Genomic DNA, 23,709 nt, shown 5'->3' on the forward strand with positions numbered 1-23,709 from the left:
ATCTTTATTTGTTGATTACTTGACTTCTTCTCTATTGACACTCCAATCTGCCATCTGCATCGTACCGCCACTTCTAACACGGGTAATATCCAATTGATAGAACTTATAAGCCACTTTATTGGAAATCCTAAATACACGTAGTTGGAATCGCTGATCAAATAATTCGCCCGCTCGTGAATCTAAGATGGTCCAATTTGTACCATCGTTTGAACCTTTCAAGCTCCAGTCGATTGGATCTCGTTCCGAGAAGTCGTTTGCCGATGTAATGGTGTAGGCATTTGCTGCAGCAGCTTCGTTTAATTCAAAACGCAACCATACGCTTCCCATATCACCAATTAGGTATTTAGTCTCGGGATTGCCATCAAACGCATATTTCGATGCTTCCACAGCATTGGGTCCTCCACTATTTTCCCTTGAAACAGTGTCTTTACCTCCAATGGTTTTAAATAAGTTTGGAGGTGGGGGGACGTAGGTTAAACGGCTAACGAAATCGTCAAACCCAAAAACATGATCGGCACTCACTACATGCACAATACCGTTTTTGGTCTTTAAATTAATTGAACCTGTTGTGGTGGATACCCAGTTACGCTCAAATTGGCTTCTTTTTGTGTCACTTATTTGAATGACAGTAGGGCCACCATTTACATAACCGGACGATGTGGTCTTAATTAATCGCCCATGCATAGGGTAACCGTATTTTACGCCATATAGTCGTAATCCATCCTGCGTAGCGAGTGAATCAGAAATATATTTACCTCGAATGATATATTGGCTAAGCATTGTATCCAACTGATTGCCATCGACGCTTGATAAATATTCACTCGGGCGGTCATTTAGTTTACGGAGGTTATTCAAATTGGTTAGGGCCAATTGAAAGCTTGCGTTGGATAAAGCGAAAAGTGTAATATCGCTATCGCGCAACGTACGCTCCAATTGTAAACGATCTACCGCTTTTAACAGCGAATCATAAACACCTGGTTTACTTTTTAAATAATCGTAAACATCCCCATCGTACCCTTTATCGGCAATAATCGGATCGTAATAGCCGTCTTCTTGCTTACAAGCCCACATAAGGCTCATAATACCTAATGCCAATATGAAAAAATAAGCTTTCTTAACGTTATTCATATGATTATACTTATTTCCAGTAAGCGTTCTGTTCCAGTTGATCGTTCTGTGATAGTAGCGACCTGTTAATAGGCCAATAAATCCCCCCTTCATTAATAAGCTTCGCGAATGCAGGATCGTTATTGCGAATGCGGTTATAGCGAATTAAATCGTACCATCGATGCCCCTCGCCTATCAACTCCCGCTTTCGCTCCTTAAAAATGGCGTCGATCAGACTGCCATTGGCTGTTTCATTATACAGATCAAGTCCACGTAATTCACGGATTACATTTAATTGTTCAACGGCTTCATTTCTTTCGCCTAACACCGCCAGTGCTTCAGCTCTTAACAGCGTAATATCTTCCAATCGAGTTAAAACAATGGCACTTGAAAAGATTCGGAAACTAGGATCAGCCGTTGAACCGCCCATGATGCATTTTACTTTACTGAAAATGGGGTATTTACCATTGAAGTTGGTAAAATAGTTTTCAGTAAGGGGATTGCCTAAGGTATCTAAACTAAATCGTTCGTCTCCAATTTCGTTAAAAACAGATAAGATGGAATCTTTTGTTAAGTAGATATCCGGTACACTTTTGTTTACAACCGGGGCAGCAAGCGTAAGTTCTTCTAAATGCCCGGTAAACGAGGCGTCTACATGCCCCCAGTCAAAATTAAAACCGAAAAGATGATTATCTCTTTTTCCGAAGAAAAAACCGTTTGCATTGGTCAAATCGCCTGTGCTTGTATATCCCATACGCCCTTTGGAATAATTATCCATAATAAACTTGGTATAGGTGGCCACATCGGGATAATTTCCCTGCCAAGCCGCTAAATGCGCAAGCAAAGCATAAGCTGTAAGTTTACGCGCGAGTGCGCCGGACCAGCGACCAGCACTTTCATTGTAATAGTCGCCTAATTGTTGTTCATCGCTTAAGCTATAGAGATAGGGTAGGTCTGCAGCTGCAGCTAACATTTCCTGTTCTGCCCAAGTGAGTACTTTGTCCTGATTATCACGGGCTTTGTTTTGGAAGTCACCGTCATGAGATGAAATAATTAAGGGCACATCCCCCCAAATACGAACCATATAGAAATACGCGAAGGCCCTTAGAAATCTAATTTGCGCAATATCGACAGTCATATTATTATCGGAATAACGCTCGTCATTCTCTTTGACCTCATGAATACGTTCCAAAAAAACATTGGCAGCATTAACAACAGCATACCATCTTCTCCAATTTGACATGGCTTCAATTGCAGGATATGAAGCCGTCAGTTGGTTCGCGATAATTGCTTTTAGATCCTGCCGCGTTGGTGCAACAAAATCACCGGCACGAACGTCACCGTAAATCCAATAAGCGTTATAATCAGCCAAGGCAGCCCGAACCAAACCGTAAACACCAATCAGAGCTGCTCTGGAATCTTCCATATTCCTCCACATATTCTCTTCATTTACCACACGCGTCGAATCCACATCTAACATCTTTTTGCAGCCAGATGCCAGTAAAATCGTTAGGAAGAGCGGCGTTAGCACGTTTCTATATATTCTATTTCTCCAAATCATATCACTATTTAGCTAGGTTATAAATCTACTTTGAGTCCAATGGTGTAAGTTAAGGGGATAGCCATACCATACCCTGAGTCGTATCCTGTGTAATTGATCAGTTCCGGATCGCGCCCACTGTATGGGGTGATGGTGAAGATATTATTCACAGTCCCATAGATATATAAATGATCAATCTTTGAAGATCTCCGCTTTAACCAATCACTCAGGTCATATCCTATCGACACCGTTCTCAATTTTAAGAATGAAGCGTTTTCGAGGAAAAGATCTTGATTACTGTGGTATGGAATGACCGTACTCCAGGGATTATAAAGCGGATATTTACTATAATCACCTCGCTTTTCCCAAAAGGTAATCTCCTTTATAGAAGTGACACCAACAACGCCTTCTCTATTAATAAAGTTAAAACGGTTAGCCATTTCTTCGTTAACTACCTTTCTTCCTAAATTGAAATAGAAATTAACACCGAGCGACCAGTTTCCATAGCTGAATTGGTTATTAAATCCACCAACTACTTTCGGAAAGATATTCCCCATCAGTGATTTATCTTCGTCATTTATTCGGTTATCGCCATTTAAATCCCGCCAGTTCGGATCGCCTCCCTGAAGGGTAATCCCGTTGTACGTGCGCGTAATACCGTCTACTTGTGGTACGTCTTGATTGGCAGCATATATACCATCATTGATGAACAACCAATATTGATCTACAGGAGCCCCAACTTGAAGTAATCGATTACCGATAATCAGCTTGTCCAAACCTCTCGGCAGAGCCTTCAGCTTATTTTGGTTGAAATTAAAGTTGAGGGAAGATGACCAACCTAATTTCTGTTTCGCCTTCGTTAGAATTTCACCACTCAAAAGAACATCGACTCCTGTATTTCGTACGGTCATTCCCGGTTCGTACGACAGATTATAACCGTATTCTGCATAGGCGGGAATACCTAAAAGTTGATTCTTATCTTCCTTAATATAACCATCGATTGACGCGGTAATCCGATCCTTAAACAAACCGATATCAAGCCCTAGGTTCAACTGATCTGTATAGGCCCAGGGTATGCCATAGCCTACCCAGCCAAAATTATACGGTCTCGTTAAAACCGCAAAAGCATTATATCCAGGTGTAGTTACATTGCCGGTAAAAGTCACGTCAGCCGTATACGATGGCCCTTGTGAAAAATTGTCAAAGGCATTCAGTCGCCCTAAACGGCCTGCATTTAGACGCATGTTGAAAGTTGACCACCGTAGATCGTTCTCCAGCAAAGCTTCTTTGATATTCCATCCCAATGAAAGTGCGGGTGTAAACAACCAGCGATTAGTAGGTTGTGCATTCGATGAGCCATCGGTTCGCAGTAATAAAGACAGGGTATAAGCATCGTATTTGTAGGAAGCTTTTCCATAAAAAGAAACCAGATTCTGCTTGGTACGATCTAGAAATTTATAAACTAATTGTCGCGGAAAGGCTGTTGGCAACAAATAGTCGTCGCTATTAGGATCGGAATTGAGTAAATTTAGCTTGATAAAATCATTTACCCCTTTATAGGCATAGGCGTAATTATACTTATAGGTATCCCATTGCAAGACGTTTCCTGCCTGCAGAAAAAGTTGCTGATGATCATCTATTTGCCAGTCAAAACTCGCGAAATTGTCATAAATCAACCGCTGGTTGAAACCATAGTAATTAGAGGCATAACTGTTTCCCTCTAACAAAGGTCGTGGATAAAATATATCACGATAACCTTCGTTGTAATCCACTACTAAGCGGGTGGTGTACTTGAATTTATTAAAGTCGAATACCAATTTGGCGTTACCCTGAATGATATTAGTATAATTATTATCAAAACCTTTATCATACTGACTTGTATACTGACTATAGACGTCATTATTGGGTGCCAAAGGTGCCTGCAAATCGGGCATGTACCCGATTTCAGCAAAACGATCCCGCATGTTGTGATTACGCTGTCTATCCAAACGATTCCCATTAATCATGGCAGAAAACAATAACCATTTCAACGGCTTCATATTCAGATGAAACATAGCGCTATAGCGGTCCAAGCCAGTTCCATCTGCAATTCCCTCATTCCGCAAATTGCCTAGCGAAAATCTAAAATTTGCGCGATCCGATCCTCTTGAGATATCGGCTGTAATCGCATGTTGCAAGCCATTTTGATAGTAGGTGTCTGTCCAATTGGAAGGACCATAGTAATCCATATTCAATGAATCGCTGAGATATAGCGGATAGACGTCATCGGCGGAATATTTACCTGTTGTCGTATATAGATCGTAAAATTGCTGCCGAAACGCATTCTCATACTCTCCATTGATCGTCGTCACATTCGGCCTTTGTGCAAATCCGAAGTAAGCATTGGCGCTTATCTTACGTTTACTCCCTACTTGTTTAGTAGTCAGCAAAATTACTCCGTTTGCAGCCATTGGACCATATAAGGCCATGCCGGCCATATCTTTTAATACCTGTACAGAAGCAATATTATTCATATCAATATTGGTGAGCAGGTTAGTTGCCGGACCAATTCGATTGAAATCATATTGTTTGATATCATAAGCGAAAGGATGCTCTCCAATTAGTGGAATACCGTCCAATACAATCAAAGGTTGTGATTGATAAATTTCCTTTGCCGACAGTATGGGCATAGGAACACCTCGTACATACATTTGCTGAAGACTTCCAGGCTCTCCGCTCGTCTCTTGAATGTATAGTCCCGGTGCCTGTCCCTTCAAAGATTGCTGAAGCGACACAGCAGGATATACGGTAAGTTCTTTCATAGTAGATCCAACGGTTTTCACTGCACGATCGGTAAATTCGACAGATGTTTCTCGATGCACCGTGTCAATAGAGGCCTTAACGCTATCCACGGCTAGACTATCCTGAATAGTCATTGCAGATCCCTCGCTTAGGGTGAAAAGAATGCTATAACAGAAAATGGCTACTTTATAATACCATCTCACATGCATTGTTTTTGGCATAATGTATTATTTAGGTTATATCACTTAAATATTGGCCATATGGTTCCTTTTCTGCTTTGGAAAAACCATAGCAGACCCAGTGAACTGAATTTTCAATTTTAATTTTCGGTGGTGAATTAATAATCAGTCAGTATGATGACAACATCCATACGATTCCAGCAAGGTTGATAAGCTTCACAAATTAGGTCAATACAATAACTGATAATTAAAACGATTTAGCTTTAGTATAAAATGTATGTTTTTTTCATAATATAATTTTTAGGTTACATGTTATTTATTTTAGGTTCTTTACAAATCTCAAAACTATTGCGCCTTGACATTCACACCACAAACAACTGTAATAATTTTGTGATTTACAAGGCTTGCAAGTGGCTCCCACGAAAAAATAAAAGTAATCATTTGATAAACAACACTTTAAACATTGTTAACGGATTGTTAACAAGCCGAAAGAACGACAAAAGCAACGAAAAATTTCTCACATTCGGGAAAAAGGAACACAGGTCGATAAAAAATGGAGGCGCCTGTCCGTTTGTATTATTCAATAGGAACAAGAATAATCACAGCTATTCATTTAATGTAAACAACTATGATTATTCTTTAACTACCATCAAATTTAAATCGTAGCGGCGCTCTATCAGTTTTTTACCAAAGGTCTCTGAAGAAAATTCTTCAGTTAATACAAAGCCATAACGCATATAGAGTGAGATCGCAGATAATTGTTCATCGGTTGTCCATAGATAGGCCTTTTTATAATTGTTATTCATCATAAATTCTATAAACAAATCCATCAATTTTTGACCTAATCCCAAACCTCGATAGGCGGGCGCTAAGATAAAATAGCGCAATTGCACCTTATCTTGTCGGACGAAGGCCATCAGAAATCCTACTATTTTACCGGCATCTTCACAAATCCAAATACCATCTTTTTCAGGATTATATTGTTTAGCAAATTCGCTCAGGCCCTCCAAAACATATGCTTCAAAATTTAATCCGTAGCCCATTTCATGAGCATATAGCTGTCCATGCATATAAGCTATATATCCTAAATCACCTGGCAATAAGTTGGTTCTGATCGTTATGTTTCTATTCATTTATACGATTACTATGAATGTACTTTCAGGATTTTCACAATCGCTTTCATATGAAAAGCTAAGGCCTCAGCCTCTGTACTTTTAAGTGGAGTTAGCAGCTTTTCTACCTGCTCGTTCGAAGCCCGGTTTAAGTGCTCAAAAACTTGTCTTCCTTTTTTCGAAAGTGTGATCGTTATCCCTCGAGCATCCTGTATTGATTTCCTCTTTTCAATAATCCCCTCCTTTTCCAATCGTTTCAAGATCCGACTTAAATAGCTTTTATCAATATGCATGATCTCCATAATCTGCGATGCCTGTATATTTCCTGCTGTAAATATTTCGTATATTATCCTTGCTTCTGTCAAAGAATAAGCACTGTCAAGTAAGTACTGATTCAATAAGCCTATAAAATCTGTATAGAAACGATTAAATACACGAACTTCTTCTATAATGCTTGTTTGCATGAGCTTTTTTTACAAATATAGCCAAATATAGTTGACTTTGTCAACTATACAGATAACATAAATCAATGGCTTTCGATTTTCTGATCGAAAGCCATTGATTTATGTTATGACTTCAACTATGATTGCGGGATTTCTTCTGCAGACTTCCCCATGCCCCTATGTGATTCACGATGTTTCCTTTTCTGAAATCTTTCCTTTTTAAGCTTCTGATAGGTTGATCTTTGTGCCTCCGTTAAGAGCTCACTTATTTTTTCATCTCGCTCTTTCATACTTTTTTGCATAAGTTCTTTATGCTCGGCATCAACCTTCTTCATATTATCCAAATTGATGGCATAGATCTCTTTTTTCTGTTCCTCTGATAGAGAAAGTTCTTGAGCAAGTCGCTCGGTTTGCCTTTTTGCTCTCTCTTCTGCCGTTTTAAATTCCCTCTTACGATGATTTTGCTGGGCAAATGCGATGGTTCCCATACTGAGGAATAGTAGGGAAGCTAGAATCATTCTTTTCATACTCAATAAATTTTAATAATCACTTTATTTATACGTATAGAGTCAAACGGAAAAGAATGGTTTAGCATGGTACTTGTTAAAAATTGTTAATAGGAGTCGGATCTACTGTTGGAAGAAACGCTACACTTATATCCATAAGAGCCAAGCTGTAAATCCGATCTAAGTATTTCGTTTTATGCCGGTCGTTCGCCTACTTACTTATTTTTGAGATGCTCTAACCAAGCAAAATGCGGCTCAAGATGGAGACGCATTCCCTTTCTAAAATCTTCCACAGTGCCCTCCCGTAGAATTTGTAACAGATCGGCATGAGACACTCCTCCAGGTTTATAGTGATCTTTCTCAAAGGCAACCACATAGTCAAATAACGGCAAAAGCAGGCTCTGAAAACGCATAAGCGTATGATTGTTCGTCATGGCATAAAGCTTACCATGAAAAGCTATCTCATTTTTTATTCTGAATTTTTCACTGTCAGGCTTTTCCTTTGTTACAATTTTCTCAAGCTCTTGTATATCCTGATCTGTTTTATACATGTATAGAACATCAGCTAATCCCATTTCTAAAACCAGCCGTAGTCCAAAAATGTCGTAAAGGGTGCTATCGGGCATAATCAATGGATCAAGCACTTTTTCAAAAGACCCCAAAATATCGGGTTCAGCCAGTACCATCCCGCGCTTCTTTTTTGTTTCAATTAGGCCAAGCGCCTTCAATCTGCTGAGTGCTTCTCTAACAATGTTTCTGCTAACACCTAATGAAGCAGCGATTTCCAACTCCTTAGGCAATAAGTCGCCTGGTTTAAAGGCCTTTTTCTTAAAATATTCTCTCAGCTTAAGTTCTACTTGATCTGCCATGGTTAAGTTATGGAGTTTTGGCAAATCAAATGCAAGGTGCTTAGTATTTGGTTTCGACTTTTCCATTATGCAAGATGCAAAATTTAATCAAAATATGTAGTACAAAAAAGAACAGTGTATGGCTATTCGCTCCCTTTCAGCATTATTTCGCGCCGTTTGCGTATCAAATCGAGGCAAGTCTTCGCTGAACAAGACAAGTGTAGAAATCTGAATATCCAATTTTCTTAATGACTACAGATAGACAAAAAGAAAACCTTCAGCCGGGGAGACTGAAGGTTTCATTAACCAATTATAAACCTAAATTATGATTCAACAAAAATAGTGTTTAAACACCTTAATCCCAAATTGTCATACTTTTTTTACACACAAGCTGACTTAGAGACTTAGAAGAATTCGGTGCCAAACAAAGTCGTGATCTTTGCTTAATCCCCCGGTAATATGAACGATATCGTTTGCGTAGATTTTTCACACGGAATATTCTTTTTAAAGAGAACAGGTTATTATACTTGTATTGAAGACTACTGAATCGCTATACTTAGGCGGCTTTCGTTAGGTATACCAAAAATTATGAACCATTACAGCGCATTTATTAGTCTACGAAAGGAAAATAAAAGAGCGAATGCTCTTGTCTGAGAATTGATCAATATTAATTATTACTAACCAATAAACTTATGGTACAAAAAAATGAAAATTCCCGGCGTGAATTTATTAAGAAGGCCTCAATCGGTGCGGGGATAATAGGCCTTTCATCAATGGGACTCAGCACAAAAAGCTATGGGCGGATCTTGGGAGCAAACGACCGCGTTCGCGTTGCCATTGTAGGGTTTTCAAATCGTTTTAAAAGCTCCTTATTTCCGAGTTTTATGAATCATTCTAAAAAACTAAATTTCGAATTTGTAGGGGTATCCGATATTTGGAATAGAAGGAGAGATGAGGCCGTTGCTTTTATAAAGGAAAAAGCGGGCACGTCGATCGCAACTTATCGAAACAATGACGAAATGTACGCACAAAAAGATATCGATGCCGTCATTATTAGTACCGCGGATTTTCAGCATGCGCTGATGGCAGCCGAGGCTGTACGTAATGGAAAAGACGTATATGTAGAGAAACCGATGGCTGAAACTTTGGAAGATGCAAAAGTTGTGCTACAGGCCGTCAATGAAACCGGAAAAATCTTACAAGTGGGTTCGCAAAGAAGAAGCGCTCCTAACTATATTTCAGCCAATGAATACATCCGATCAGGTAAATTTGGCGATATAAAAATGGTAGAAATGACCTGGAATGTAAATCAACCGGGACGGTGGAGGTTGCCACAGCTAATTAAAGAAATTCGCGAACAGGATACGGACTGGAACCGATTCTTAATGAACAGACCCAAGGTTGCTTGGGATCCCCGAAAATATTTAGAGTATCGGTTGTTTTGGCCATATTCATCGGGCATCTTTGGCCAGTGGATGTCTCACCAAATTGACACGGTCCATTGGTTTACCGGGCTCGAACATCCGCGTAGCGTATCAGCCAACGGGGGGATCTACATGTGGAACGATGGCAGGACAAATCCGGATACGGTTACAGCTGTCATGGATTACGGCCCGGCGAACGATCCAACGAAAGGTTTCCAGGTGCTCTATTCCTCGCGTTTTACAAATTCGGCGGGCGGCATTAAAGAGCTTTATTACTCTAATGCAGGCATGTTAAATCTTGACACCAATCAAGTGACTGATGAGGGAGGATTAACGGCTAAAATGGCTGCAGAAATGGGCATGCAAGCGAATTTGCTTCAACCATTTACCTTGTCCAACGCAACCAAGATAGAAACAGCTGCCAATACCGGAAGCGACCCAATGACTTCGCTTCATATGCTCAACTGGATGGAGTGTGTACGTAGCAGAAAAACACCAAATGCATCTGTTAAAGCCGGTTACAATCACAGTGTGGCCAATATTATGGCGCGAATAGCATTGGAGACAGGCAAAAGAGTTTCCTTTGATGACGCTAAACAAGAAGTCGTGGTCGGTTAAATTCTTAATCATGAATAAACAAATCAGCATTTTAGCGTTTATTGGCATTGCCTTAGTTAGCAGCTTCAAAGTTGAAAAAAAAGGCTTTTCTATTGTTGAGAACAAAAAGGAAAAAAGAATAGATATTAGCATTGATGGTCGGATTTTCACCTCGTATATTTATCCGGATGAATTGATGAAGCCGGTACTCTATCCTATAAGATCGTCAGAAGGTACTTTTATCACAAGAGGATGGCCATTCGATCCTAGACCCGGGGAGCGGGTGGATCATCCGCACCATGTCGGTTTATGGTTTAATTACGGCGACGTAAATGGTCTCGATTTCTGGAACAATTCGACCGCTATACCTTCGGATAAAAAGAATCAATACGGGACCATTAAGCATGCCAAAGTTAATAAGATTCAGACTGCGAACGACCATGCTTTAATGGAAGTAACGAAATATTGGCAAGAACCTACCGGCAGCCCCATCTTACAAGAGAACACACAGTATTTATTTTCTACTGACAGTGGTAGACGTACGATCGAGCTCACTACAACATTAACAGCACTGAAAAAAAATGTTTTATTTACAGACAACAAAGAAGGGTTATTAGGAATTCGCTTGGCACGGGAGTTGGAACATCCTTCAGATGAGTCAGCCAAATTCACAGATGCTAACGGCAACATCACAGAAGTTGCGCAGCTAGATAATAACCAAGTCACCGGAAAGTACCGTAGTAGTGAGGGAAAAGAGGGTGATCAGGTATGGGGTACACGTGGTAGGTGGGTCAATTTGGATGGAAAAATAGGACGTGAAGCGATATCAATAGTGATCATTGACCATCCGAAAAACGTAGGCTATCCCACCTATTGGCACGCTAGGGGTTATGGTTTATTTGCAGCTAATCCATTGGGGCAGAAAGCCATGAGTAACGGAAAAGAAGAATTGAACTTTTCTTTGGATGCAGGAAAATCCGTCACTTTCAAATACCAAATCATTATACAATCCGGAAAACACTTAAGTGACAAGGAAATCAACAATATAGCACAAATCTTCGCGTCCTCACTATAGCTTTTAATATAAAAAAGTCTTCAACCGGGGAGATTGAAGACTTTTAACTAACCAATTATAAACCTAAATTATGATAGCGCAAAGATAGTGTATAAAATACACATAAGCAATTTTTTCTCAGATTTAGAAAAAGTGATAAAAGTCCGAAATCGGACACAAAGTGTCCGATTTCGAACACTCATTCAATAAATAAAAAATCATAAATTGCTGAAAATTAGAAAGATAATAAAAAGGCATTATATTTATGATTACTACTGGAAATATTGTATATTATGCTTCGCAACAACGCTCGCATCAAAATTGTAACCAGTACAAGGAATTATAACACTCTTTCACTCCGCACAACGCCTATAATGATTGCGCTCGGGCTATTACTCTCTTTTCCGATGCGGAATAAACCTACTACCGAATCAAACCTCCACGAGCGTGAAACTTGTCAAACAACCATTGCTAGTCACTGTTCTAAAACCGGTAATCAGTTCATAAACATACGACATCTTTTTACGCGTTTGGGAATATTCTTTTAAGAACTTTTGTCAATTTTAGAATCGACTTCTCTAATATTTATTTCACTCTTTTGCCGAAAGCTTGCCTTTATATAAGTATAATAGGCGAATAATTCTCTTAAATTTCTTAGCCTCTATTTTAATGGATTCGCATTCCTTTCTATTTCTTTAGCCTCGAAAAACAGAAAGTCCTTCCTTTAAATTTTAAACACAGCAAACTTATCAATAAGAATCTGTTCATAGACATATACCCTAAGACACGGAAGGAGCATTTAAATAACGGTTTTACGGGATTTTTCAAAAAGTGCTTCTTTATCGCAATCTACACCCCCTCTCCTATTAATTCGTGATTTATAAACGCTCCTGCAATCGAGCCGGCAGCTACAGCTGCAGAAACACTTCTAAACATGGTAGCATTATCGCCTGCAGCATAAATTCCGGGGATAGAAGTCTGCTGGAAGTTATTGACTTCAATATGACCGGTACTTGTTATTGCGCAACCTATATTTTTCGGAATTTGACTTTGTTGTTCAAAGCGAGGAGGTGCGTAAAGCGCTTTAACAGAAATTTCAGTACCATCTTCAAATATAATATGGTCAAGCTGACCCTCGTAGTGTTTCAACAAAGCTATCGGCTTTTCTATCAACTGTATGTTATTTCTGGAAAGTGTTTCTTTGTCCGCATTATCAAAAGTAGATGGCCCGTTAGTAAGTACCGCAAGGTCTGAAGCCCAGTTACGAATTAGCCTTGCCTTCTCCAAAACAGATTCGCCGTTTAGCAACAGTCCCGTCGACTGATTTCTATATTCGTATCCATGACAATAAGGACAATGAATCACGCTGATTCCCCAACATTCTGCTATTCCACTCACGGTTGGAAGTATATCCTTTAACCCGGTAGCAAACAAAAGTTTGCTTGCTTCGAACTGCTTGCCGGAAGCGGTTCTAACAAAAAAAGCCCCATTCTTCCCGGCGGCAAATAGTACTTCATCCGTCAAGAAATTCACGGTATCATACGCAAGCACTTGCTCCAAAGCGATAGATGAAATTACTTTCGGCGGCTTACCGTCCTGCGTTAAAAAATTATGGGAATGGGGTGTTTGGCGGTTACAGGGTTTACCACTATCAATGATCAGTACATTTCTTATCGCTCTAGCTAAGGACATAGCGGCCGAAAGGCCGGCATAGCTACCACCGACTATTATAACGTCGTGTTTGTTGTTCTTCTCCATATCATTTATTTATATTTTCACTTATTATGTCTATTGAGATTAATCATCAATAAAAATGTCTCAAAATCGAGACATATATAGGCAAATTTTTTTATACCCCTATTCCTTTGCTGAATGAAAACCAAGCACATTCTTTTAAATTTATCTTCGTCTGATTACCCAAAAGCCCGGTATTTATTGTCGTGGCTACTACACTAGTCAAAAAAGCCAAAACCCAATCCACTGTCAGTCTTTTGCTAATATAACCATCCTCCTGTAACTGCAAAATCAATTGCCGGCAACGGTTGTTAATCGCTTCGTAAGTCGCACAGTTTCGATCATTCTGATTGTGTCTGTGACCATCACGGTGATGAAGTTTGTGGAAAAAGGCGTATTTCGCGCCACAGTCGATAGCAGCATAAAGCATTTCTTCCAGTTTCTTTAAAGGCAGATCTGAACTTTCCATAGCATCGTTCATCGCTTTTTTACAGTTTTGCTGCATGTCTTTCTCACAATAGGCCAATAACGCCTCCCTATCTTTAAAATAGCGATGAAGTGTTCTCCTAGTTATCGAAGACTTTTCTGCAACCCGCTCTAAGGGAGCAGAAAAGTCTTCATTAAATACTATAATTGCGGCATCAACAATCTTTTGTTTCGTTTCTTTCGTAATTCCCATCATACAAATTTGAAGAATTTTTCTCAGTTCTGAGACATTGAATTGTCATATATTGCAACAACGCGGCATTACAAAAGCAAGACTCGCAGTCTTGCTGCCGGCATCCTCTCGGAATTGCACTTGATTCCGTAAAAGGTTAGAAACGATTTTATTTCATTTTTTTTGCATCACGTAAAACACGTAGTTATAAAACTCCCGGTATCTTTGGTAAATGATAAGTTCATCGATGATCGTTTCCATGAACGATTTTTTTGTCGAATCATTTATTGGTTGAGCTATCGATAAAGCAACCTGTTTGATAATTGGATGGTAATAGTTGTCCCATCCGGCATTGGGTAGTGTAAAACATCCAACGGGAATATAGCCGCAATCTTCGATTAATTTCATTTTATTCGAAATCAAATCGATTTCGGGATAGCTTGCCATCCAATAATCGGTAAGATACTGAGGCCTTTCGTTACTTGTCCATGAAATTTCGGACGCCACTAAGTACCCCCTTCTTTTTAACAACGTGCCCCACTGTTTCAATCCTCTTTCGAATCCAATATGATAAATTGCGCCCTCACTCCAAATCATATCAAAAAAATTCCTTGGAAATGGGAGATCGTCCATAGATGTTTTGTGTACAGTTATTCGATCTTGCAAGCCCCATCGCGTGGCACGTTCCGTCAACACATCTAAAAATTCAGCCAATAAATCAACGGCAAAAATTTGTGCATTTGTTTTTCGTGCGAGTGTCATCGTCTGTGCTCCTGTTCCACAGCCAATATCCAGTATATGTTCAAAATAATGGCTCTCGCTTACCAAACCTAATGCTTTTAGCGTAGCTTCCTCGCATCCGGGTCCTTGCCTCTCATTATTTTTAAAAAAATCAACAATTGTTTGAATTAATTCCTGTTCCATTTCAAGATTGCAAAAAAATTTATCAATCATTTAATTTGCCTAGTGCAGCTACCGAAGATATCAGCACCTCACAGGCTTTCTACATATTCTCAATACATGCAAGATGTATTGAGAACAATTATTCTGGTTTACGCTCAACAGCAATTATAGACTTTATTAGACACCCCGAAAATCAACTCCGCTTACAAGATTATTCGATAAAGCCGTCGATAAGGATTAAGGTGAGGTTTAATACCTTTCTCGTACGTGTATAAGCAAAAAAGAATAAAAGTATGCAATATAGGCTACACGAAACGGTAGCGCTAACAATAGCGTCCTTGAAAGTTTACGCTATAACAATGGTAAAATATTTGACACTCTCTTGTCTCATAATGTGGTAAAGGTAGCAATTTTCTTTAATAAACAAATATTATTTATCAAAAACTCTATTATCACAATGCCTTTTCTCATTTTGAAGGCGATATGGGCCAAAACATCCCTACGCTTTGACCTACCTGCCAATATTTATTCTGTTTCACAGCATTTTTTATCCCAGTTCAACTTTTTTACTTTTATACTCCTCTTTTTGATTAAATTACTTATCTATGCAAGTAAAATCCACCATTTTATTTAATATCAAAAGATGGATAGTGAAAACTTCAAACGATTTGATAGGCTCGTAGCCATTTTTATTCAGCTGCAGTCTAAACGAGTGGTCAAAGCACAGGAATTAGCTGACCGGTTTCAGGTAAGCTTACGGACCATTTATCGGGATATAAAAGCACTGGAAATTTCCGGTGTTCCGATTTATAGTGAAGCCGGTGTTGGTTACTCTTTAATTGAAAGTTATCGTCTCCCTCCTTTATCGTTGAATAAGGAAGAAGCGACCAGCTTAGTAGCGGCTGAAAAACTGATGCAGAAATTCAGCGATAAAAGCATCCGTGACTATTTCTCTTCGGCGATGTACAAAATAAAAACCGCATTAAAGACTGTTGATAAGGAATGGGTATCAAGTATCGAATCGCAAGTGGTTATGCAACCTTTGCAAATTAAATTCAGTGAAAAAGCGCCACATGCATTAGCCACTCTTTTTGAAAGTATAGCTCGGAAAACGCAAGTTGAGCTTCTTTATCGGGCACTTGATGCGCCCGAAGCGATGCGCAGATTCATAGAACCGGTTGGTGTTTTTCATCAGCATCATTCATGGCACGTAATCGGCTTTTGCCACTTAAGAAAAGATTATAGGCAATTTAGGACGGATCGAATAGAAGAAATCAAAAACACCGAGTTACCTTTTGAACGAAAGCACCAACCATTGGACTTTTACCTGGCACCGAAGGAGCAACAACCGGTCACGAAGGTCCAACTTGCTGTTGAGAAAGATATGGCCAGATATCTCCAATGGGACCGCAATTTTTATGGTTTTATTTCGGAAGAACGACATGCTGACAAAGTAATCATGAATTTTGAAGTGCGCGATGTTGAAGAAGCTTTTGTACGCTGGTTCCTAATGTTCGCGGATAAAGCCACCATACTGGAACCTTCAACATTAAAAGAGAAAGCTCGGCTTCTGCTGACTAAACATCTGGCAAAGATCAACGAGGAAGGCAAAGCCCTTCAAATCAAAGATGATTGCTGAAGGGCTTAATACTTAGTCACGTTCCCAAAACATCGGAGGTTCTATATCTAAAGCTCTTAAGTATACATAACCTTGACCTCGATGGTGAATCTCATTATCAATAAAATAAAAGATGTTATCAATAATGGGAAATTCATATTGGCCAAACAAATTGAAAGTTTCCGAAAACCGTTCTAAAGGCAGTTGATTAAAGTACCTGGTAATAACGTCGGTTTGTTCGTCCCATTTTGCCAGTATTTGCTCCTTTGTGATTAATCTGAGTGCCTCTTCGTTATAGGGAAGTGGCTCGCCCTTTACAATGGATTCCATTGCCGGGCCGCCTATAGACAATAATTCGATAGCCAATTGGGAAAATGGACGCATTCCGCCTATAGAAAAACCGAAAAGTTCTTTCTCGGGAAAAGCTTCAATGACGCGTCGAGTTAGATTACGATGCCCGAGCCAATGCCTTAATAAAGCATCCTTATTAATTACCTGTGCTGATGTTACTGTATCCATAATATATTGCTTTTAGTTACTTAAGCAAAAGTATTTTGACCATGTGACAACAGTATGTCAGCTGAAAAAAAAAATCTTAAATTCTGTATCGCGTTTGAGCGTTGGCCAGTCAACAAAGAACACATCACTTCTCTTATTTGCACATATATTCACATACGATCACACCTAGAAAAAGAGAAAAACTAACCCTTTGTTGAGACAAAAGAATCTTAACTGTAATTTTACTGTGCAACCAGTTTTCCATTATGAACCACAAAACGGCTACATCAAGTAAGAATTTGGGCAAAATAAGTCTATATGGGCTAATAGCCTGTTCTCTGCTATTTGTTCTTATGATCTATAATTCTAAAGATTGTCATTGCGGTGATTTAATCATAGACCCCAAATTACAAGCAATGGCAAAAAATGGCGACACATTGGTCATTTCCTTTCTACACAAAAAGGGTAGCATTTTTTTATGCGTAGCTAAAAGAAGAGAATTATTAAAAGCACTTAAAATTCGCGATAGAGCTCCCAAAAAACATCATAAGAACACCCAAGGTCAATAGAGTAAAAAAACCTTATTGTACTCAATATCTCAAATAGTATCAGGCATTGAAGGCAAAATCGTTCATGTTATCTTTTGTTATTGTACCTTTTATCGGATCAAATCGTAAAGTCTAAAAACAGCAAAACCAGGCTATGACCTGGTTTTGCTGTTTAGCGGAAAGTGAGGGATTCGAACCCCCGGTCCTGTTACAGACAACGGTTTTCAAGACCGCCGCATTCGACCACTCTGCCAACTTTCCAGCGGCAAAGATAGAAATTATATCGAAATAGCATAGACCGATTTTATTGTTCTTAACATCTTTTCACCCTTTTATCATAACTCGTCGCAACCAATAAGGCTTTCTATTAGGCAATTTCCACGATCAACTTCTTTAGACTACCTGTTCGTTAAAACCTTTATCCATATTGTTTTACTTTGTTTCGATAATCATTGACAAACAAAAGAATTACCTTTATGGTTATGTAAATGTTAAAACGGGTATGAATACGATTCTTATTCCATTAGATTACGCTTCGGGGACACAAAATGCGCTGCGGTATGTATCTGCTGCTCATCAAAACCTCTTTTTTATTCGTCTAATCTTGCTAAAAAGCACTTATACGTCAGTTTTTCAACCCATTATATCTACCGCAGAATATCTCTGTCTAGACGGCGATACGCTGGAAGCTGGCCGAAAGGAATCTGTTGAGTACCTAGATAAAGTGACCAAAGAGCTAGCCAATAGTGTATTAAAAGAAGTCACTATAGATCATGCGATAAGCGAGTTACCACTCACTAGAGCCCTTGTGCAACTTATCAGGCAAGAATCACCCGATTTACTCATATTAGGTAATAGCCAGGAAAGCAAAGAAGGATATATCAACGATAATCTTATCGAGTTGGTAACAATTAGTAAAATCCCTGTACTTGTCCTTCCTTCCAACGCAACCTATAGAAAAATCCGTAAAGTATTATTACCTATGGATTTCGAAGAACTGAACCGTCTTGAAGCCTTCCTGCATCCGCTATTTTCAACTTATAAAGATGAGTTGATATTGCATGTATTCAGCATAAAAAAACAGCAACGCGATTTAATGGAAGACCGTAATAAACTTTCTGTATTACTACCGGATTTAAACTTCTCGGTCGATTATACGGACAATGATGATATATTGGATGGGATATTAGAGTTTGCAGAAAAAAAAGATGTCGACTTAATAGTCTCTCTACCGGGAAAGTACAATTTTTTCAAGAAAATAACGCATCGCAGTATTACGCATGCAATAGCTCACAATTCGAATCGTCCGGTTCTTATATTAAAGCAAACATAAAAGATCTAATCAAATTGAATCAAAAAAGCCCTACCACAGGGGTAGAGCTTTCATTTCTAATAATAAAATTGAAGTTGAAAAAAATTCATTACAAATGAATAAAAACTTTTTTATTTTTTAATTCACAATAATTGCACAGTTTCAACGATTAAAACGCACGACTCCTATTTTCTTAAATGCTCAGCTACTCGTTTTATATAGAGGTAGTTTGCGGTGCCCCCGATAATCCCTCCCACAACAGGCACCAGTCTTTTGGAAGCTCTTGTCCCCATGTTGATCATCAATTTTTGAGCAACTTCTTCCATTGCTGTTTTAGTAACCACTATACTTGCTTCTCCTTTTATCGATCTGGCAAGTAACTTAAAAAAATCATCGAATCGAAATTCATAATTTCCTGTTTTCTGATAAGCTATTGCTAATGTAACGCGAAATTGTTGAGCCAAAACATTAATCGTATCCAAGGGTACCCCAATAACCATAACACCCACACCGCCTATTCCGCTAATAACGCCTGAGCCTGCGGCGAAAATGGCGCATTGATTTATAAACTTTTCAAGCCCGAGTTGATCAACACCTTTCTTTACGCTTAACTGGTCAATTTTGTTAAATAATTGCTCTAAACCTTCTTTGGATAGGGCGTATACCTTTCCTTTCAGCTTTTTCTTGGTTGCCTCTACATTAATGTTATGCAGTTTAAATTTACCCATATCGCCGACTTTTTTATCCCACTTTACAACAACAAAGATACCACAAATACTTGGTTTACACGCACGTAAAGCAGCACACCCTAAGGAGTTATTGGTAGACATTAAAGATTAACGCGAAAGGAACTCTGTCCACATACAATCCTGATAATCTGTTAGCATATGAAAAAGTAAACCAACCGCCACAATTCTAGTTCTCGGAAAAAAAAGTAGCATCATGTAAAACGCAATAGCATAATTAGTATGCAACGGATGATACCCGATACTGCATCTATTCGCATCAAATATCGGCTTTGAAAGTAAATGATCTAGATCAACGAGCATTGTAGCTACCATAATTGCCCAAGCCTTTTTCCACTCTTTCTTGAAAAACAACCTCGCAAGTAATCCAGGAAAGAGAAAATGTAAGCTATAATGTACAAGCGTTTGCAAAACATTTAAGGTAATCATAATGTTAACCTTCAATTATTAAGGATTGGCGAAATTTGGAAAACTTCGCAAGATAGCCAATGCAACTAGATAAAACTACCCAAGTATTGAAAAATTATTATTATTTAAGTCCGTCGACTGACTCCATTAACAAACATAACACCATATATCGAAAATAATCGGGCAATCCTTATATTGCTTTATATTAGGAGGAATAATGTCTTTCTTACGGCCAAAACATTTAAAAGGAAGTAAATTGATTATAAACATTTTCACGGCTTTTGTTGTGTTTTCGGCCTATACGCTAATTTTCGGCTATAGAAAGGCATTCACGGTTGCGACATTTGAAGGAATAACCGTTGGCGGTTATAACTATAAAACTGTGCTCGTGATTAGTCAAGTATTAGGGTATATGCTGGCTAAATTTTATGGTGTGCAATATATTGCTGAATTAAAACGAGCGATAAGAAGCAAACTTATTCTTTCACTAACAGGTATTGCTTGGTTAAGTTGGCTTGGTTTCGCGCTTACACCCGTCCCGTATAATGCCATTTTTCTCTTTGTAAACGGTTTCCCTTTGGGACTTTTATGGGGAATTGTGTTCTCGTATGTTGAGGGAAGACAAGGAACCGATTTCATTGGCGCTGCTTTGGCAGTCAGTTTTATCTTTGCTTCAGGATTCGCCCGCTCTGCCGGCGGATGGATTATGTTAGCGCTTGGTTTATCTGAGTTTTGGGTTCCCTTTTTTACCGGACTTCTTTTTGCCCTGCCTCTTGTTTTTCTGGTACACTTAATGGAAAAGATACCTTTGCCAGATCAGGATGACATACTACAAAGAACTGAAAGAAGACCTATGGATAGACAGCAACGGCATCTATTTTTGGCAAAGTTTTTACCCGGCCTGGCAACATGTTTGCTGATATATACCTTCGCGACGATTTTCCGTGATATTCGGGACAACTTCGGCGCTGAAATGTGGAAGGAAATGGGTTTTTATAATCAACCGATCATTTTTTCACAGACCGAAGTACCTATTACATTAATTGTTTTGGCTTCTATCGGCAGTATGGTTTTTATAAAAAACAATTATCGGGCATTTATCCTTGTGCATGGGTTTGTGGCATTTGGCTTTTTGCTAGCCGGTATTTCAACCATTTGCTTTTTATTCCAACAAGTTTCCCCCTTTATTTGGATGCTTTTGACGGGCCTAGGTCTCTATATGGTCTATATTCCATTTAATGCAATTTTTTTTGAACGAATGATTGCTACTTTTAAGCATACCGGAAATGTCGGTTTTCTTATATACTTAGCAGATACCTTCGGTTATGTCGGCAGTGTGGGCATACTCTTCGCCAAAGAAATTTTAAAAATCAAGTTAAGTTGGGTGTCGTTCTTCTCCAACAGCGTGCTAGCCCTTTCTGCTCTAGGCTTATTGCTTACCATGTTTTCTGCCTACTACTTTAGGATCAAATATCGAAAAAACGAAAACTTTAATGAAGTGCACGCATAAGCTGGAATCAGGCATTGTTTTTACACGCTACAAAAGGATTTCGTTCTGTTGCGGCAGTTAATACAACTCCTTTTGATTGTAGCTCGTCCTTTAAAGCCTCTTTATCAAAGTCCAATTTATCCAACAAGTATTTATGCCTTGTATAAAAAACGCGAAATATGTCATCCCAGGTCATGGCAAAGATCTCCAGATTACCCCAAGACTTAACTAAAAATCGCTTGCCCCTATTCTTAAATTCTTCATACTGTTTCAATATATATGCGTCAACCCGATTACTTACCACAAAGAACTTCCATTGCCTCATTTGCGAATTGAACGCATCCTGTCGGCTAACAAAATCCATATAGTCTTCAATTTGCCTTAGCTGTTGCTTACCTATCACAACTACAGGTCTTTTGAGCTCAACCATGATATTTTCCTCCAATTCTTCCTCCTGATAAAAAGGATCGGGAATGCTTCGCTGTCTGCAAATAAATACATCAGGCCGCCTGTTCTTCTCCCGGTCCTTCATTGTCATCGCATTCATTTTTCCTGATCCTTCACCATCAAGAATATAAAGGTATTTGGAAAGTAGTTTTTCAAAACTCTCGTTCGCCGTCACTAAATGAAACTGCTCACCAAACAACCAATAATTTTCAGCAATCGCATGCTGAATATGATCTCGCTCTGTAGTGAACTGCTTTAAATCAAAAACCATCCTCTTTAATAACTCGATAGTAACAAACCTATTTTCAATCAAATTAATCGTTCTTGTAATACGGTTTAGAGAGGTTTTTCCTAGCAATATAGCCAAGTTTTCTCTTTCTTCTCGAGTAAGATTGACGATATCATCTAAAATAGACAGAATATGTTCCCGCTCGTCGGACTCAAGCAACAAATTGATAAAAGCAACGCTCGTTCGTTCTTGGGTTTCATTTAAGCCTTTAAAAATTTTGGGTTGTATACAGTATATTTCCTTAATAACTGCCATTAAATCTTTTCTTTTTTCTTGCTCATACTTATTGTTTCTGTAATTTGGAAGAACACCTTTACGATCGAAGTGCTCAATTAGTTTATCAGCCCCTTTTGATCTAACAAAACTTTTTTGCTTATCGGCAACAATTTGTTGCAGTTCTTTTATAAGTACTTTGAATACTCTGCTATTTAAATTTGCTCCAAATAAGCGTTCTGCATTCACTCCGTCACTGGGTATAAAGTCATCAAAGAATGACGATTCGACATAAACGCTATGATAAAAGCCAATGGCATTATTGTTAAATGATGTTAGCTGTTTAAAAAGTTCCTTTTGTGCGGTGTTTAAGAAATAGTAATAAAATTTATCGCCGATCTTTTCATACCACCGGACATACGTAATTCTAAATGTGTACTCAATATTCTGTGTGTCGGTAATTATCCGATGAAACACTTCATTGTCGGCGATTATATCGTCATATTCGACAGGGCTGCCATTCAGGCATAATTTGAAATCTTTACTTCGATTAAGAAGTAAAAACCACCCAAACTCGTTTTTCAAATAGCTCAAAAATGCAGAACAGCTGAAGGAATAACCGGAAACCCCAAATAAATTAGACAGGGTCACGATGGTACCCGTTTTGTTCCTTTTTGAGATTCTTCTGTTACTATCTTTATAAATATCCTTATTAGCCGCATTTATTATTATATCATAATCAAGTATCTTTTTAGATTGCTCATCAAAAAAAGTAGTGGACCATACAGCTTGCATGGCTAAAGCCATAAAGGAGAATCGCCCCTTTCCTTTTTTGCCACGTATATAGGAGGATCGGCTGAACGATTCTCTTTTTACAGAGTCCAGAAATGAACCAAAAGTCTGATGCAATGTGGCAAAAGGGATCCCTGTGCCATTATCGATAATCTGTATCTCGTTTATATAGTCGATGTTGTTTGGTTTAAAAACAATATTGATTAGGGATGCGTTTGCGTCGAATCCATTCCAAATCAACTCACATATCGCCTCCCTATAACTTTTCGTAATGCCAGCTGACTCTACACTATAGTTATTGATACTTACCTTGTTATTCATAGCAACTATTATATTCTTCGAGGTAAATATACTAATATTTTTAGTAAAAAAATAGAAAAACACATTATAATCACTATGTTACATGAATATTGAATAAAAATTTTTTAATTAACATTTGTTTTCGAATTACTAATAAATTTAG

At 38.6% G+C, this 23,709-nt stretch carries 19 protein-coding genes and 1 tRNA gene; 5 read left to right on the forward strand and 15 right to left on the reverse strand.

The genetic code is table 11. The annotated features are described in order from the left end of the window. Nucleotides 1-15: 15 nt before the first annotated feature. From M1D52_RS17205 to M1D52_RS17235, 7 genes are all read right to left on the reverse strand, one after another. Nucleotides 16-1,128, reverse strand: coding sequence for a fasciclin domain-containing protein (locus tag M1D52_RS17205; protein WP_013666016.1), 1,113 nt, complete (start codon nt 1,126-1,128; stop codon nt 16-18). 10 nt (nt 1,129-1,138) lie between these two features. Further along, nucleotides 1,139-2,668: a RagB/SusD family nutrient uptake outer membrane protein gene (locus M1D52_RS17210; protein WP_013666015.1), complete on the reverse strand. Its 1,530-nt coding sequence runs from the start codon at nt 2,666-2,668 to the stop codon at nt 1,139-1,141. Between the two features lie 17 nt (nt 2,669-2,685). Then, nucleotides 2,686-5,649 carry a SusC/RagA family TonB-linked outer membrane protein gene (locus M1D52_RS17215; RefSeq protein ID WP_437393112.1) on the reverse strand — a complete coding sequence of 988 codons (2,964 nt, stop codon included), beginning with the start codon at nt 5,647-5,649 and terminating at the stop codon, nt 2,686-2,688. 590 nt (nt 5,650-6,239) lie between these two features. After that, the gene (locus M1D52_RS17220; protein WP_377609759.1) at nt 6,240-6,740 is read right to left on the reverse strand and encodes a GNAT family N-acetyltransferase; all 501 of its coding nucleotides are present in this window, start codon (nt 6,738-6,740) and stop codon (nt 6,240-6,242) included. Between the two features lie 11 nt (nt 6,741-6,751). After that, nucleotides 6,752-7,183 carry a MarR family winged helix-turn-helix transcriptional regulator gene (locus tag M1D52_RS17225; RefSeq protein WP_013666011.1) on the reverse strand — a complete coding sequence of 144 codons (432 nt, stop codon included), beginning with the start codon at nt 7,181-7,183 and terminating at the stop codon, nt 6,752-6,754. Between the two features lie 116 nt (nt 7,184-7,299). After that, nucleotides 7,300-7,689 (reverse strand): hypothetical protein, encoded by a 390-nt coding sequence (locus M1D52_RS17230; RefSeq protein WP_377609761.1) that lies wholly within the window; start codon nt 7,687-7,689, stop codon nt 7,300-7,302. Between the two features lie 194 nt (nt 7,690-7,883). Then, entirely contained in the window at nt 7,884-8,537 is a 654-nt protein-coding gene (locus tag M1D52_RS17235; protein WP_242627358.1) for a FadR/GntR family transcriptional regulator, read from the reverse strand. Nucleotides 8,538-9,208: 671 nt separating this feature from the next. Between M1D52_RS17235 and M1D52_RS17240 the strand changes: the two genes are divergently transcribed. Both M1D52_RS17240 and M1D52_RS17245 read left to right on the forward strand, forming a co-directional pair. Beyond that, on the forward strand, nt 9,209-10,558 hold the full coding sequence (locus tag M1D52_RS17240) for a Gfo/Idh/MocA family protein (RefSeq protein ID WP_013666008.1): 1,350 nt from the start codon (nt 9,209-9,211) through the stop codon (nt 10,556-10,558). A 10-nt stretch (nt 10,559-10,568) separates the two neighbouring features. Continuing rightward, entirely contained in the window at nt 10,569-11,612 is a 1,044-nt protein-coding gene (locus tag M1D52_RS17245) for a DUF6807 domain-containing protein (protein WP_377609763.1), read from the forward strand. An 828-nt stretch (nt 11,613-12,440) separates the two neighbouring features. Here the strand turns inward: M1D52_RS17245 and M1D52_RS17250 are convergent. The 3 genes from M1D52_RS17250 to M1D52_RS17260 form a co-directional block, all read right to left on the reverse strand. Next, entirely contained in the window at nt 12,441-13,349 is a 909-nt protein-coding gene (locus M1D52_RS17250) for an NAD(P)/FAD-dependent oxidoreductase (protein ID WP_377609765.1), read from the reverse strand. 91 nt (nt 13,350-13,440) lie between these two features. Next, on the reverse strand, nt 13,441-14,007 hold the full coding sequence (locus M1D52_RS17255; RefSeq protein ID WP_437393113.1) for a TetR/AcrR family transcriptional regulator: 567 nt from the start codon (nt 14,005-14,007) through the stop codon (nt 13,441-13,443). Nucleotides 14,008-14,157: 150 nt separating this feature from the next. After that, nucleotides 14,158-14,907 carry an SAM-dependent methyltransferase gene (locus tag M1D52_RS17260; RefSeq protein ID WP_437393114.1) on the reverse strand — a complete coding sequence of 250 codons (750 nt, stop codon included), beginning with the start codon at nt 14,905-14,907 and terminating at the stop codon, nt 14,158-14,160. Nucleotides 14,908-15,529: 622 nt separating this feature from the next. Between M1D52_RS17260 and M1D52_RS17265 the strand changes: the two genes are divergently transcribed. Further along, on the forward strand, nt 15,530-16,525 hold the full coding sequence (locus M1D52_RS17265; RefSeq protein WP_377609769.1) for a helix-turn-helix transcriptional regulator: 996 nt from the start codon (nt 15,530-15,532) through the stop codon (nt 16,523-16,525). 12 nt (nt 16,526-16,537) lie between these two features. Here the strand turns inward: M1D52_RS17265 and M1D52_RS17270 are convergent, their stop codons facing one another. Both M1D52_RS17270 and M1D52_RS17275 read right to left on the reverse strand, forming a co-directional pair. Further along, a complete protein-coding gene (locus M1D52_RS17270; RefSeq protein WP_437393115.1) occupies nt 16,538-17,023 on the reverse strand; it encodes a DinB family protein in 486 nt (161 codons plus the stop codon). Nucleotides 17,024-17,726: 703 nt separating this feature from the next. Next, nucleotides 17,727-17,811: transfer RNA gene (locus M1D52_RS17275), tRNA-Ser, on the reverse strand. 241 nt (nt 17,812-18,052) lie between these two features. Between M1D52_RS17275 and M1D52_RS17280 the strand changes: the two genes are divergently transcribed. Then, the gene (locus M1D52_RS17280) at nt 18,053-18,883 is read left to right on the forward strand and encodes a hypothetical protein (RefSeq protein WP_437393116.1); all 831 of its coding nucleotides are present in this window, start codon (nt 18,053-18,055) and stop codon (nt 18,881-18,883) included. A 164-nt stretch (nt 18,884-19,047) separates the two neighbouring features. On the opposite strand, the gene M1D52_RS17285 is transcribed toward M1D52_RS17280, so the two are convergent. Further along, the gene (locus tag M1D52_RS17285; protein WP_041388252.1) at nt 19,048-19,590 is read right to left on the reverse strand and encodes a hypothetical protein; all 543 of its coding nucleotides are present in this window, start codon (nt 19,588-19,590) and stop codon (nt 19,048-19,050) included. Between the two features lie 108 nt (nt 19,591-19,698). Next, the gene (locus M1D52_RS17290; protein ID WP_377609881.1) at nt 19,699-20,037 is read right to left on the reverse strand and encodes a DUF6122 family protein; all 339 of its coding nucleotides are present in this window, start codon (nt 20,035-20,037) and stop codon (nt 19,699-19,701) included. Between the two features lie 235 nt (nt 20,038-20,272). Here M1D52_RS17290 and M1D52_RS17295 point away from each other — a divergent pair, with 235 nt between their 5' ends. Continuing rightward, nucleotides 20,273-21,526, forward strand: a complete 1,254-nt coding sequence (locus M1D52_RS17295) for a DUF5690 family protein (RefSeq protein ID WP_437393117.1) — start codon at nt 20,273-20,275, stop codon at nt 21,524-21,526. Nucleotides 21,527-21,533: 7 nt separating this feature from the next. Here M1D52_RS17295 and M1D52_RS17300 read toward each other — a convergent pair whose 3' ends face one another. After that, nucleotides 21,534-23,567, reverse strand: a complete 2,034-nt coding sequence (locus tag M1D52_RS17300) for an ATP-binding protein (RefSeq protein ID WP_437393118.1) — start codon at nt 23,565-23,567, stop codon at nt 21,534-21,536. Nucleotides 23,568-23,709 lie beyond the last annotated feature (142 nt).

The organism is Olivibacter sp. SA151, assembly GCF_054130995.1.

Coding starts and splice junctions, on each gene's coding strand:
- M1D52_RS17300 (WP_437393118.1), bottom strand. CDS start 23,567: ATGAATAACAAGGTAAGTATCAATAACTATAGTGTAGAGTCAGCTGGC.
- M1D52_RS17265 (WP_377609769.1), top strand. CDS start 15,530: ATGGATAGTGAAAACTTCAAACGATTTGATAGGCTCGTAGCCATTTTT.
- M1D52_RS17240 (WP_013666008.1), top strand. CDS start 9,209: ATGGTACAAAAAAATGAAAATTCCCGGCGTGAATTTATTAAGAAGGCC.
- M1D52_RS17245 (WP_377609763.1), top strand. CDS start 10,569: ATGAATAAACAAATCAGCATTTTAGCGTTTATTGGCATTGCCTTAGTT.
- M1D52_RS17285 (WP_041388252.1), bottom strand. CDS start 19,590: ATGGGTAAATTTAAACTGCATAACATTAATGTAGAGGCAACCAAGAAA.
- M1D52_RS17215 (WP_437393112.1), bottom strand. CDS start 5,649: ATGCCAAAAACAATGCATGTGAGATGGTATTATAAAGTAGCCATTTTC.
- M1D52_RS17250 (WP_377609765.1), bottom strand. CDS start 13,349: ATGGAGAAGAACAACAAACACGACGTTATAATAGTCGGTGGTAGCTAT.
- M1D52_RS17260 (WP_437393114.1), bottom strand. CDS start 14,907: ATGGAACAGGAATTAATTCAAACAATTGTTGATTTTTTTAAAAATAAT.
- M1D52_RS17230 (WP_377609761.1), bottom strand. CDS start 7,689: ATGAAAAGAATGATTCTAGCTTCCCTACTATTCCTCAGTATGGGAACC.
- M1D52_RS17290 (WP_377609881.1), bottom strand. CDS start 20,037: ATGATTACCTTAAATGTTTTGCAAACGCTTGTACATTATAGCTTACAT.
- M1D52_RS17220 (WP_377609759.1), bottom strand. CDS start 6,740: ATGAATAGAAACATAACGATCAGAACCAACTTATTGCCAGGTGATTTA.
- M1D52_RS17280 (WP_437393116.1), top strand. CDS start 18,053: ATGAATACGATTCTTATTCCATTAGATTACGCTTCGGGGACACAAAAT.
- M1D52_RS17255 (WP_437393113.1), bottom strand. CDS start 14,007: ATGATGGGAATTACGAAAGAAACGAAACAAAAGATTGTTGATGCCGCA.
- M1D52_RS17235 (WP_242627358.1), bottom strand. CDS start 8,537: ATGGCAGATCAAGTAGAACTTAAGCTGAGAGAATATTTTAAGAAAAAG.
- M1D52_RS17270 (WP_437393115.1), bottom strand. CDS start 17,023: ATGGATACAGTAACATCAGCACAGGTAATTAATAAGGATGCTTTATTA.
- M1D52_RS17205 (WP_013666016.1), bottom strand. CDS start 1,128: ATGAATAACGTTAAGAAAGCTTATTTTTTCATATTGGCATTAGGTATT.
- M1D52_RS17210 (WP_013666015.1), bottom strand. CDS start 2,668: ATGATTTGGAGAAATAGAATATATAGAAACGTGCTAACGCCGCTCTTC.
- M1D52_RS17225 (WP_013666011.1), bottom strand. CDS start 7,183: ATGCAAACAAGCATTATAGAAGAAGTTCGTGTATTTAATCGTTTCTAT.